A 12,398-nucleotide genomic window follows, 5' to 3' on the forward strand; every position below is an offset into this window, starting at 1 on the left:
GGGTGGATGTTGGGGGCACGGGTTTTGTCGGCGTCGGGTGTCGTGGGTGAGGTGGCCGTTCGGCGCGGCGGGAGGGGTTTCGCCCCCGCCGCCCCTACCCGTCCCGTCCTCCAGGGGCTCCGCCCCTTCGACCCCGGGCCCTTCTGGGGGCTGCGCCCCCAGACCCCCGCTTCGGCCCTTGAGGGGCCTCGTCCTCAAACGCCGGACGGGCTGACATGCCTGGTCCGGCGCTGAGATGTGGCCCCGGTTCGAGGGGCGCCCTGCGGGTGGGTGGGGGGTTGGGACGGCGGGACCCCGTCCTCGAACACCGCACGGGCCGAAACGCCCGGGCCGGCGCTGAGATGTGGCCCCGGTTCGAGGGGCGCCCTGCGGGTGGGTGGGGGCTCGGGACGGCGGCCTCCCCCTCGAACGCCACACGCGCCGAAACGCCCGGGCCGGCGCCGAGAAGTCGCCCTCGCCCCAGTGGCGCCCCCCTGCGCGTGGGTGAGGGGTCGGGACAGCCCTGCGCAGCCTCGCCGGCGGCCACAGCAGCCACCGCCCCTACCCCCGCCGCACCCCCGTCCCCGCCCCCGCCCCCAACGCCCCCCTCTGCGGCGTGATCCCCGCCGGTACCGCTCGTTGTCGGGCGGGGGTGCCTGTCCAGCAGGTGCCGCGGCGGGACAGTAGGCGGCGTAGCCAGAGTTCCAGGGAGACGAGGTCGGCCAGGCCGTCCAGGGGGAGGGGTTCGCCCTCGGCCGCTGCTCGGAGGGCCTTGCGGACCACTCGGGCCTCCACCAGGCCCGCCTGGGCGAGGAGGGGGGTTCCGAAGAGGGCCATCAGGGAGTCGGCGGCCACTCTCAGGCCGGTTCGTGCCGCCACCGCCGACGACGCGTGGGAGGGGGCGCCCCAGCCGGGTGGGAGGTCGGCCACTCCGGCGCCCTCCAGGACCGTACGGAGTATCTCGGCGCGGGCGCCGGGCTGGACTCGTAGGGCCTCGGGGAGGGCGCGGCAGGCGCGGACGACCTGGTTGTCGAGGAAGGGGGCGTGCAGGCGCTGGAAGCGGACCTCGGCGGCCTGTTCCAGGACGCGGAGGTCCGCGGCGTGGCGGGCCAGGGCGGCACGCGCGCGGTAGTCGCCGGGACGCTGGCCCGGGCCGACCCCGTTGCGGTGCGACGCCGCTTGCAGGCGAACCGATACTTCAGCGAGCGCCTCGCCGGTCAGCCAGCGTGCCGCCGGGCCCGGTCTGGCCCAGGTGAGCGCGGCGAGCGACGCCCCTACGGCACCTCCGGGTTCGTCGAAGCGGCGGTGGAGGAGGCGGTCCGCCAGGGCGTCCAGGCCCGTTCGGTAGGGAGTGCGGGCCAGCTTGCGTGCCGCGCCGTACACGCGCGCGGGGACCAGCACCGAGCCGTCCGCCTTGGCCAGCGCCGCGACCGGGCGGACCAGGTGGCGCCGTTTGCGGTCCATCAGGAGGTCCGCGAGGCGGGCCGGGTGCGCGTCCAGGACCTGGCGGGCGCCGTAGCCGGTGAAGTGGTCCGCACTGCCCGACGCCAGGCGTGCGCGGTGCCTCGCCGCCGTCACCAGGCTCGGGCCCGGCTCGTCCGTCAGCGGGCCGTCCAGGTCGGCGTACGGGAGTGTGTCCTCGCCGCCGGTCACCACCACGTGGTGCAGGCGCGGGTTGGCCGCCAGGGTTCCGGCGCGTTCCAGTTCGGCCTCGCGGCCGCCGACCGCCAGGTCGTTGAAAGTGACTGCCAGGAGGCGCTCCCCCGCGCCCGTGCCGTGGCCCAGGACCGTGCCCGGCATCCCCGGCAGGCCCGCGGCGAGCAGCGCCAGCGTGCCGGAGGCGGGGCCGCCGGACAGGTCCGCGCCGATGCCCGGAACCGGCATCCCGCGCGCGGCACGCCGTTCGGCGGGGCCCATCCCGGGCACCGGGCCTGGGTCTATGTCGGCGCCGGGCACATGGCGCGGCGCGGACAGACGCGCGCGTACCGCCTCCACCAGGGCGTCGCGTACGGCGTCCACCGCGCTGTCCGGATCGGCCGTCGGCGCCGCCACCGCCAGCGAGGCGACCGGTTCGTACCCGGCGATCTCGCGCGCCCCGGCGCGCAGGATCAGCGCATGCCCCGGCGGAATGCGTCGTACGCCGTCGTACGGGGTGGAGTCGTGCAGGGCGGCCGGTACGTCGGGGGCGGCGAGCAGTGCGGCGAGGTGGCCGAAGTCGAGGTTGGCCTCGATGAGGTCGGCGAGGGGGAGCGCGGCCGTCGCGTACGCCGTACCGCCCGCCCAGGGGGTGTAGAACACCGGCCGCGCGCCCGCCAGATCGCCGCACACCGTGACCCGGCGGCCGACCTGGACGACGGCCGTGTAGCTGCCGGACCACGCCGTCAGATGCCGAAGTGCCCCTCCGCGCGCGGCGAACAGGCCGACCCGCAGCTGTTCGTCGCTCGCCCCGCAGGTGCCGAGCACCGCGATCCGGGTCTGCGCGTCGGCCTTGACCACGCGCACCTCGTCCGGGCGCCAGTCGCCGACCGCCCACAGCGGATCGGGGTCACCCCACAGGAGTTGGGAGCCCACCGGGTGCACGGTCTCGCCGTCGCTTCCGGTCGCCCCCGCGGAGCCGATCCCGGCTGCCACCGCGGTGGTGCTGCTCCATCCCACCAACCACCGCATCGACGCCTCCACAGGCTGTGGACAACCAGTGCACCGTACGAACCGGTTCACCATGCTGCCATGAAGGACGCGCGCGGAGGGGTGGCGGAGCCGCTCGAGCTCCGGTAATCGCGCCCGCGTGGGCGCCCCCGGGCGGCCGCGCGGCACCTGAACTCCCGCACGGGGAAAGGGGATCCACCCTCGCGGAGCGAAGGGATCCGGCCGGGCGGGGCGAGGAGATCGCGTCACGCCTGCGACGCGAATGCGCCCCCGATGCGCTCCCCGAAAACGCCCTCTGCGCCCTCAAGTACCGTGGTAGGAGCGGTAATCACCCGGGAGAACCGGGGTCGATTTTCAGCCAAATCGGCGCCGTAGGGACAGGCTCACGCACGCTCCGTACAAGCCCTCCGCACTACTCGCCGTGCTCGCCGTGCGCGCAGTCCGGGGAACGGAGTGCGCCCCCCGGACCGATCCGCCACCCGCGGGGATGTAGGCGGCGGAATCCCCCAGCCCACTGGATCCAGTACAGCGGGCCGACCCACGCAAGAGCCATGGAACCGCTCCCCCGGTGGCTGGAGAAGAGCGCACGGACGGGCGCACAGCCACACAGCGGGAGCACGCCACAACTGTGCGTAGGGGGTGCGCACTTGAGTGCGGACCACAATCCCGCCATCCGGAAGAATGCCCCTTAACGCTTGGGATGCGGCGAACTACGCTGGGTTTACGAATGCCGCGTGGTTATGCCAGCGCGGCAGCCGTCTGTGTCGAGGGGTGGCGCATGTCCAGGGAGCAACGCGGGCCGAACGAAAAACTCGGCACCGTTCTCGCCCTCGCGGGAATCAGCAACGCAGGACTCGCTCGACGCGTCAACGACCTTGGCGCTCAGCGGGGCCTGACTCTTCGCTACGACAAGACCTCGGTGGCGCGCTGGGTGTCGAAGGGCATGGTGCCGCAGGGTGCCGCGCCCCACCTCATCGCCGCCGCGATCGGCCAGAAGCTCGGCCGCCCTGTGCCGCTCCACGAGATCGGCCTGGCGGACGCGGACCCCGCACCCGAAGTGGGCCTCGCCTTCCCCCGGGACGTCGGACAGGCGGTGAAGTCGGCGACGGAGCTGTACCGTCTCGACCTCGCCGGTCGCCGTACCGGCACCGGCGGCATCTGGCAGTCGCTGGCCGGTTCGTTCGCAGTAAGCGCATACGCAACGCCTGCCTCACGGTGGCTGATAACCCCGGCCGACAGCTCGGTGGCGCGCGAGGCGAGCCCCTCCGAGGGCTCCGGCGCACCGCTCAAAGTCGGCCACAGCGATGTGCAGAAGCTGCGGGAGGCCGCCGACGACGCCAGGCGCTGGGACTCCAAGTACGGAGGCGGCGACTGGCGTTCGTCCATGGTGCCGGAGTGTCTGCGGGTGGAGGCGGCGCCGCTGCTGCTCGGCTCGTACTCCGACGAAGTGGGACGCGCCCTGTTCGGAGCGAGTGCCGAACTCACGCGGCTCGCCGGGTGGATGGCCTTCGACACCGGGCAACAGGAGGCCGCCCAGCGGTACTACATCCAGGCGCTGCGGCTCGCTCGCGCGGCGGCCGACGTACCCCTCGGCGGGTACGTGCTGGCGTCGATGTCGCTCCAGGCGACCTACCGGGGCTTCGGCGACGAGGGCGTCGACCTCGCCCAGGCCGCGCTGGAACGCAACCGTGGCCTCGCCACGGCCCGCACCATGAGCTTCTTCCGCCTCGTCGAGGCACGCGCACACGCGCGCGCCAGTGACGCACAGGCCGCCGGCGCGGCCCTGAAGGCGTCGGAGAGCTGGCTGGAGCGGTCCAGAGAGGGCGACAACGACCCGTCGTGGCTCGGCTTCTACTCCTACGACCGCTTCGCCGCGGACGCCGCGGAGTGCTACCGGGACCTGAAGGCGCCGCGCCAGGTACGGCGGTTCACGGAGCAGGCGCTGTCGAAGCCGACGGAGGAGTTCGTGCGCTCGCACGGGCTGCGGCTCGTCGTCTCGGCGGTCGCCGAGCTGGAGTCGGGCAATCTCGACGCGGCATGCGAGCAGGGCGTGCGGGCGGTGGAGGTCGCGGGGCGCATATCGTCCGCGCGCACCACGGAGTACGTGAAGGACCTGCTGCACCGCCTGGAGCCGTACGGCGACGAGCCCCGGGTCGTCGAACTGCGGGAGCGGGCGCGGCCGCTGCTCATGGCACCGGCCTGACGGAGACCACGGAGATCTTCGGTACACGCACACACGCGCACGCGTGCGGAGCGTTCGGCGGCTCGGCAGACCCGGGCCGCCGCCCCCTCCGTCCTGCCCGGGGCGGGCCGTCACGACGCGCTGCCCGCGCGCCCGAAGCAGCGCTCCAGCTCGTCGAGGTCGTAGAAGGAGCTGCCCTTGGCGATCGGCCGACAGCCGGTCCTGAAGGCGGTCTCCCGCTCGTTGTAGAACATGCGCAGCAGGTAGGTGTCGCCCTTGCGGAAGGCGTCCCACCGGATGTTCGAGCCCAGCGGCGCCACGGAAGCGCCCCGCCACGGGTTGTCGGCATAGGTGTACGGCTGCTCGGCCGTGGCACCCTTCGTGCTGCCGGGCAGGCCCATCAGCGCGGCCAGCGGAATGATCTCCTCGGCGTGGTAGAAGTCCTCGGCGTCGCTCAGGTACCCGAACCAGGCCGCGTCCCGCTTGGAGATGAACCGCTCCATGCCCCATCCCCTCAGTACGTCGCGGGCGGCGCGGTGGGTGGTGGGCTGGTCGGTGATCGACTTCAGGGTGCTCGCGAGCCGCTGGTCGTTCGCGATGTGGTCGCGGTAGGCCACGGCGCCGGCCGCCTTGTGGAAGTAGAGGAGGTCGACGTCGGTGCGGGTCGGGCTCACCTGTGCGGCAGCCGGGGGATCTGCCGCATCGTCGGAGCGGTACGTGAAGACGCCGTGGCCGGATCACGGCTGATGAGTGGCCGGAAGTCCCGCCCTTGCCAAAGGTTCCCCTCTGGAATCGCCTTGTCCGCCCGGCGCCGCCCCCGCGGGTGCCCCGCGGGGGGTTTGAGGGCGTTGTCAGTGGCGCAGTGCATTATCGAAACCGGGAGGTGGAGCAGGTGCGGACGATCGCTTACGACTGTGATGTGCTCGTGGTCGGCGGTGGGATCGTCGGGCTGGCAACGGCGTATGCGATCACACGTGCCGCGCCGGGTACGCGGGTGACGGTGCTGGAGAAGGAGCCGGGGCCCGCCCGGCATCAGACGGGGCGCAACAGCGGGGTCATCCACAGCGGGATCTACTACCGGCCGGGGTCGCTGAAGGCGCGGTACGCGGTCGGCGGCGCGGCCGAGATGGTCAAGTTCTGCGCGGAGTACGGCATCGCGCACGCCGTCACCGGCAAGCTGATCGTGGCGACCGAGCGGGAGGAGCTGCCGCGGCTGCACGCGCTGGTGCAGCGCGGGCGGGAGAACGGCATTCCGGTACGGGAGCTGGGCGCCGCGCAGATCGCGGAGTACGAGCCGGAGGTGCGGGGACTCGCGGCCATACACGTCGGGACGACGGGTGTGTGCGACTTCGTCGGGGTCGCCCGGCAGCTGGCGGAGGCGTCGGGGGCCGAGATCCGGTACGGCGCGCAGGTCGAGCGGGTGGACCGGCGGGCCGGGCTGGGGGTCGCGGTGCGGACGACGCGCGGGGACGTCGTGCGGGGGCGGGTGCTGGTGAACTGTGCCGGGCTGTACTGCGACGAGGTGGCCCGGATGACGGGGGACGAGCCGGGGGTGCGGATCGTGCCGTTCCGGGGGGAGTACTACTCGCTGGCGCGGCCAGATCTGGTGCGGGGGCTGGTGTATCCGGTGCCGGATCCGGCGTTTCCGTTCCTCGGGGTGCATCTCACGCGCGGGATCGACGGGGATGTGCACATCGGGCCCAACGCGGTGCCGGCGCTGGCCCGGGAGGGGTACGGGTGGGGGGTCGTACGGCTGTCGGAGGTCGGGGGGACGGTGGCGTGGCCCGGAGCGTGGCGGATGGCTCGGCGGCACTGGCGGTACGGGGCCGGGGAGCTGCGGCGGTCGGTGTCCAAGGGGGCGTTCACGGAGGCGGTGCGGAGGTTGTTGCCCGCGGTGACGTCCGATGATCTGGTGCGGGCGGCGGCGGGGGTGCGGGCGCAGGCGGTGTTGCGGGACGGCGGGCTGGTGGATGACTTTCTGATACGGGAGGGGGCTCGGGCCGTGCATGTGCTGAATGCGCCGAGTCCTGCGGCTACCGCTTCGCTGCCGATCGGGCGGGAGGTGGCTCGGCGGGCGTTGGGGGTGTTGGAGGGGGCTTGACGGGGGTGGGCTGCACGGGCGGGCGCGGTGCGGGTGCGAACGCAGGGTTCTTTCGCCCCCGCCGCCCCTACCCGTCCCGTCCTCCAGGGGCTCCGCCCCTTCGACCCTGGGCCCTTCTGGGGGCTGCCGCCCCCAGACCCCCGCTTCGGCCCTTAAGGGGCCTCGTCCTCAAACGCCGGACGGGCTGAGATTGCCTGGGCCTGCGCTGAGATGTGCCCTTGGCCTCGAACGCCGGGCCGGCTGGCATGCCTGGGCCGGCGTCCAGAGGTGACGGTCGGGGGGCAGCCCTCCCCCTCCCCGTAAAATCGGTCCCACTGTGTCTGAGTCTCTCAACGCCCCAGAAGTCCCCCAGCCCGGCACCGACGGCGGGCGGCCCCGTCATGTCCCCGGGGTGTCTGTCCGGCACACCCGGGCCAAAGGTGAGCCCCGGTTCCCGGACGGGCCCAAGGCCGATCCTGCGGGGTCGCACTTCGAGCGGCGGATTCGGAGTTTTCAGCCGCGCCGCAGTCGGGTGACCGCGGGGCAGGCGGACGCGTTGCAGCGGCTGTGGCCCAAGTGGGGGCTGGACATCGACGGGCAGCGGATCGTCGACGTCGGTGAGCTGTTCGGGAACGAGAATCCGGTCGTGCTCGAGATCGGGTTCGGGATGGGGGAGGCCACCGCCCAGATGGCCGCCGCCGACCCGGAGACGAACGTGCTCGCCGTCGACGTGCACACGCCCGGGCAGGGAAACCTGCTCAATCTCGCCGACCAGCACGGGCTGAACAACGTCCGTGTCGCCAACGGCGACGCCATCATCCTGCTGCGCGAGATGCTCGCCCCCGACTCGCTCGACGGGCTGCGCGTCTACTTCCCCGACCCCTGGCCCAAGAAGCGGCACCACAAGCGGCGCCTCATCCAGCCCGAGTTCCTCAGCCTCGCCGCGACCCGGCTGAAGCCCGGCGCCCTGGTGCACTGCGCCACCGACTGGGAGCCGTACGCCGAACAGATGCTCGAAGTTCTGACCGCTCACCCCGACTTCGAGAACACCCGGGCCGACGGCGGTTTCTCGCCCCGTCCGGACTTCCGGCCGCTGACCCGTTTCGAGGGGCAGGGGTTGGACAAGGGTCATGTGGTGAACGACCTGCTCTTCCGCCGCGTACAGCCGTAGAGGCAGCGGGAGGAGCAGCCGGAACGAAGACCGGGCAGCAGACCGGCAAGAAACAGCACCGACAGCAAACCCCCCTCGGGCGCCAGAGCCCCTCGCGCGGCTGCGGGTGGCGCCCCTGTCTCGTTAGGGTCAATGCCGTGGCCACCAGTCCCCTGTACCCGACGTACCCCACCGGTCCCGCCGGCGGGACACTGCGGCACGCGCACTGGTGGCAGAAGCGGTGGGTGCGTTACGGCGCGCTGAGCACGCTGCTCGCGCTCTCCGGGCTGGTCATCCTCGCCCTGGTGCGGGAGCAGACCGGCACCGAGGGGTTCCTGGTCGGGCTCGGGCTCGCCGTTCTGCCCGTGCCGCTGCTCGTCGCCGCCTTCCGCTGGCTGGACCGGGTCGAGCCGGGCCCCTGGCGCAATCTGGTGTTCTCCTTCGCGTGGGGCGCGTTCGCGGCGGCGCTGATAGCGATCATCGCCAACAGCTTCGCGACCAGATGGATAGCCACGGCGACCGCCGATCCGTCCCACGCGGACACCCTGGGCGCCACCGTCATAGCGCCCGTCGTGGAGGAAACAGCCAAGGCGGCCGCCGTCCTGCTCGTCTTTCTCTTCCGCCGACGTGACTTCACCGGGATAGTCGACGGCGTGGTGATAGCCGGCGTCACCGCGACCGGCTTCGCCTTCACCGAGAACATCCTCTACCTCGGCACCGCCTTCGGTACCGACCAGCTCTCCGGCGACCGCGGCATCGCCTCCGTCACGGCGGCGACCTTCTTCGTCCGCGTCATCATGTCGCCCTTCGCGCACCCCCTCTTCACGGTCCTCACCGGCATCGGCTTCGGCATCGCCGCCCTGTCGGGCCCGCGACAGCATGTGCGCCGCGTTCTCCTCCCGCTCTCCGGGCTCCTGCTCGCCATGGGCATGCACGCCCTGTGGAACGGCTCGTCGGCCTTCGGCGAGTTCGGGTTCTTCGCCGTGTACGCCGCCTTCATGGTGCCCACGTTCGGACTGCTGACCTGGCTGGTGATCTGGACCCGGCAGCGCGAACTGCGCACCGTGCGCGAGGAACTGCCCGCGTACGTCGTCGCCGGGTGGCTGGCCCCGGGCGATCCCTTCGCGCTCGGCTCGATGCGGGCGCGGCGGGTGGCCCGGCAGTACGCGCGGCGGCGTGGGGGGCGGGCGGCGGCCCGGGCGGTGGCGCAGTACGAGGCGTACGCCACGTCCCTGGCGTTCCTGCGGCACCGGGGGCGGCGTGGGCGGGCCGGCGCGGACTTCGTCGTACGGGAACAGGAGCTGTTGCACGAGCTGTGGGGGCGGCGGGGGTTCGCCCGGCCGGCACTGGAGCATGCGGTCGCCGCGCAGCCCTGGCGTGCTTACGGGCACGGCTACGGGACCCCGGTTCAGTGGCAGCCGTACGGACCGGGGCACGCCGCCAGATACGGGCCGACCCAGGGTGCCACGTACGGGCCGACGCAGGGCGCCCCATACGGACCGACGGCGCCGTATCCCGCGTACAACCCGTATCGCACGTGATCGTGGGCCTCCGCGACTTCGACGTCGGGGACCTGTGGCTGCCGGCCCTGGCCGCCGTCGCGTTCGCCCTCACCGTCGTCCGGGGCTTCATCCGGCTCGACGACGACCTCGACAACCCCGAGGGCGGATTCTCGGGCCGGCAATGGGCGGGCCGGTCCGGCGCCTGCGATCCCTGAAACAACGTGAGCCCGGCCTCCTGCGAGGAAGGCCGGGCCGGAACGTCAACGTTCTTGTGCGATCAGGAGACCGCCCCTCAAGGGCCTCAGGGCGTAAGCCCCTTGCCACGCAGCCAAGCCATCGGGTCGATGCCGCTCGTGCTGCCGTCGGGGTGCACCTCGAGGTGGAGGTGGGCGCCGGTCACGTTGCCGGTGGCGCCCACGCGGCCGATGACGTCGCCGGTGTTGACCTTCTGGCCGACGCTGACGCTGATCGAGGACTGGTGCGCGTACCACAGCTCGGTGCCGTCGTCGAGGGTGAGCACGGTCTTGTAGCCGTACGAACCGTCCCAGCCGGCGAACGTGATGGTGCCGGAGTGGACCGCCTTGATCAGGGTGCCCGAGGGGGCGGCGAAGTCGAGGCCGGTGTGGTAGCCGGAGGACCAGTAGGCGCCGGCCTGACCGAAGGTCGAGGTGATGGTGTACGAGGAGGTCGGCAGCGTGTACTGCCTGGCCAGCTCGGCGAGGCGCTCGGCCTCGGCCTTCTTGCGGGCCTCTTCCTCGGCGGCGGCCTTCGCGGCGGCGGCCTTCTCCTTGGCCTCCTGCTCCGCCTTGGCGGCCGCTGCGGCGGCCTCCTTCTCGGCGGCGGCGATGGCCTCGGCGGCGGCCTTGCTGTCGACCTGGTCCTGCTGCTGCTCGACCTGGGCGATGATCCGGGCCCGCAGCGCCTCACCGGCGTCGCCGGTGCCCTGCTTGGTCTCCTCGGTCGCGGCGCCCATGGTGCTCAGGGCCGTCCCGGTGTCCTCGGCGGGCGCGGAGGAGTCGTCGTCGGATATCAGGGGCAGGTCGGGCATGGTGATCGCGACCGGCGGCTTGCCGCTCTGCGCGCTGGCCATGCCGCCCGCGCCGACGGCGGCTATGACACCGACGCCGAGAACCGTGGAGCTGCGGGCGAGTCCCCCGCCCCGCTGCTTGGCCACGCGGTGCCTGCCACGTACGGGACGAATGGACTCCGCGGTGGGGTTCCACTCCTCGAACGGGCCCTCGTCGGTGCGATAGCGGTCGTAGCCGAAGGTGTCGTCACTGCGCTGACTCGGCACGAACGGGGCTTGCGTAGCAGGCCTGTTGGACGCCACGTGGGCGTGCTCCTTTCCTTCCTTCTCGCCTACCGGGTTAGCTGACGGGTTCGGAGCAGGAAGGTCTCCTACGCGCGTAAACCAACCGTGATTTCACGGTGGAATCCGCGCGATTCACCCCAGGGTGGTGGTTCCCCGGCTCCCTTGCGGGACTCGGCGCGTGCGCACGGAGCCGTCTCTTGTGACGGCTGGGACGACCGCGCTGCGTTATCGAACGTTAATAGACCCGGGGTGCGGATTCCAAGCTGTTCCACTTGATCATTAACGAATTTCGCCCGGACTTACAGGTCACGAGCGGCCTAAATCGGGCGAGTTGGCCGAGGCTCAGGCACCACACAGGTATTGACGGTATGTCAGTTGTTATGCGGAGGGCGGTCACCCGATCACCCTTGGTGAGAAGGATCAAGGACGGGTAACGGACGCCGTACGGCGATGAGCGCCAGGTCGTCCGCCATCCCGCCCCCGGAGTGCCGGCGCACGTCCGCCGCCAGCACACCGAGCAACTCGGCCGGAGCGCGTCGCGCGTTGGCCCGTCCCGCGAGCCCCGCCTCGGGGTCGTAGAACCGCCCCTCGGCATCGCGCGCCTCGGACAGGCCGTCGGTGTGCAGCAGCAGCGTGGCCTCGCCCGGGAAGTCGGCCTCCTGGGCCCGGTCGGGCCATGCGCCGAGTTCGCCCATGCCGAGCGGCAGCGCCGGCTCGACGGCGGGCAGCGCACGCACGGTGCCGTCGGCGTACAGCAGCAGGGGCGACGGATGCCCGCGGTTGACGAGGCGGACGACGCTGTCGCCGTGCGGCAGCTCGGCGAGGACGACGGTGGTGAACCCCTCGGAGGACTCGACGCCCTCGCTGCGCGTGCGCTCACGGGCCAGCGCCCGCTCCAGTCGCTGGGCGACCGCCTCCAGCGTCGCCTCCTGCTCGGCCGCCTCCCGAAAGGCCCCGATGACGACGGCGACGGCCCCCACCGCCCCCATGCCCTTGCCGCGCACGTCCCCGACGATGATCCGCACGCCGTGCGGGCTGTCCTGCACGGCGTACAGGTCGCCGCCGATGGAGGCGCCCTCCTGTGCCGCCTCGTACCGCGCCGCGATCTGGAAGCCGCCGATCCGCTCGGCGGGTTCCGGCAGGACCGCGCGCTGGGCCGCCTCGGCGATCTCGCGGGCGGAGGCGAGGCGCTCGTCGCTGCGCCGGACGAGGAGGTTGATGAGGACGGCGAGCACGGAGACGACCACCACGGTGACCAGCTCGGTGATCACCTCCGCCGAGGGGAGGCCGCCGATGGCGATGCGGAGCACGAGCAGTACGGCGACGGCCGCGAGGCCGGTGAGCACCGTGCCGCGCTGCGAGTAGAGCGGGGCGGCGACCAGGGGCGCGGCGGTGAAGAAGGGGGCGCCGGTGAAGTCGGTGGGGGTGACGTAGTCGTACACGCTCCCCGCCCCGATCAACAGGGCCGGGAGCAACCGGACGAACCGGCGTGCGTACGAGATCCGCCGTTCCTCCACCTGACCAGCGTTGCCGAAGTGGGGGTGGGG

At 72.5% G+C, this 12,398-nt stretch carries 8 protein-coding genes, 1 pseudogene and 1 riboswitch; of the genes and pseudogenes, 5 read left to right on the top strand and 4 right to left on the bottom strand.

The genetic code is table 11. The annotated features are described in order from the left end of the window. Positions 1-540 precede the first annotated feature (540 nt). Positions 541-2,646 (bottom strand): asparagine synthase-related protein, encoded by a 2,106-nt coding sequence (locus EJ357_RS21615; protein ID WP_126393246.1) that lies wholly within the window; start codon positions 2,644-2,646, stop codon positions 541-543. 757 nt (positions 2,647-3,403) lie between these two features. Here EJ357_RS21615 and EJ357_RS21620 point away from each other — a divergent pair. After that, a complete protein-coding gene (locus EJ357_RS21620; protein ID WP_126393247.1) occupies positions 3,404-4,828 on the top strand; it encodes an MFS transporter in 1,425 nt (474 codons plus the stop codon). Between the two features lie 110 nt (positions 4,829-4,938). On the opposite strand, the pseudogene EJ357_RS21625 reads toward EJ357_RS21620, so the two are convergent. Next, positions 4,939-5,505: pseudogene (locus tag EJ357_RS21625) on the bottom strand (histidine-type phosphatase); the annotation flags it as partial. Between the two features lie 194 nt (positions 5,506-5,699). Here EJ357_RS21625 and lhgO point away from each other — a divergent pair. The 4 genes from lhgO (at position 5,700) to EJ357_RS21645 (ending at position 9,754) form a co-directional block, all read left to right on the top strand. After that, the gene (lhgO, locus tag EJ357_RS21630; RefSeq protein WP_228473119.1) at positions 5,700-6,908 is read left to right on the top strand and encodes an L-2-hydroxyglutarate oxidase; all 1,209 of its coding nucleotides are present in this window, start codon (positions 5,700-5,702) and stop codon (positions 6,906-6,908) included. A 316-nt stretch (positions 6,909-7,224) separates the two neighbouring features. Next, on the top strand, positions 7,225-8,058 hold the full coding sequence (trmB, locus tag EJ357_RS21635) for a tRNA (guanosine(46)-N7)-methyltransferase TrmB (protein WP_126393249.1): 834 nt from the start codon (positions 7,225-7,227) through the stop codon (positions 8,056-8,058). Between the two features lie 137 nt (positions 8,059-8,195). Further along, the gene (locus EJ357_RS21640) at positions 8,196-9,578 is read left to right on the top strand and encodes a PrsW family glutamic-type intramembrane protease (RefSeq protein WP_126393250.1); all 1,383 of its coding nucleotides are present in this window, start codon (positions 8,196-8,198) and stop codon (positions 9,576-9,578) included. Continuing rightward, positions 9,575-9,754: a hypothetical protein gene (locus EJ357_RS21645; RefSeq protein ID WP_126393251.1), complete on the top strand. Its 180-nt coding sequence runs from the start codon at positions 9,575-9,577 to the stop codon at positions 9,752-9,754. The genes EJ357_RS21640 and EJ357_RS21645 overlap by 4 nt, the downstream gene beginning before the upstream one ends. 86 nt (positions 9,755-9,840) lie before the next feature. Here the strand turns inward: EJ357_RS21645 and EJ357_RS21650 are convergent, their stop codons facing one another. Together EJ357_RS21650 and EJ357_RS21655 are read right to left on the bottom strand one after the other, a co-directional pair. Next, positions 9,841-10,869 carry a M23 family metallopeptidase gene (locus tag EJ357_RS21650; protein ID WP_126393252.1) on the bottom strand — a complete coding sequence of 343 codons (1,029 nt, stop codon included), beginning with the start codon at positions 10,867-10,869 and terminating at the stop codon, positions 9,841-9,843. A gap of 11 nt (positions 10,870-10,880) precedes the next feature. Further along, positions 10,881-11,038, bottom strand: a riboswitch (cyclic di-AMP (ydaO/yuaA leader). Between the two features lie 214 nt (positions 11,039-11,252). Next, the gene (locus EJ357_RS21655; RefSeq protein ID WP_126393253.1) at positions 11,253-12,368 is read right to left on the bottom strand and encodes a PP2C family protein-serine/threonine phosphatase; all 1,116 of its coding nucleotides are present in this window, start codon (positions 12,366-12,368) and stop codon (positions 11,253-11,255) included. Positions 12,369-12,398: the final 30 nt, after the last annotated feature.

It is taken from the genome of Streptomyces cyaneochromogenes, from assembly GCF_003963535.1.
Lineage (GTDB): Bacteria > Actinomycetota > Actinomycetes > Streptomycetales > Streptomycetaceae > Streptomyces > Streptomyces shaanxiensis.

Excerpts from the sequence above, each read along its gene's own strand:
- EJ357_RS21620 (WP_126393247.1), top strand. The coding sequence starts at position 3,404 with ATGTCCAGGGAGCAACGCGGGCCGAACGAAAAACTCGGCACCGTTCTC.
- EJ357_RS21615 (WP_126393246.1), bottom strand. The coding sequence starts at position 2,646 with ATGCGGTGGTTGGTGGGATGGAGCAGCACCACCGCGGTGGCAGCCGGG.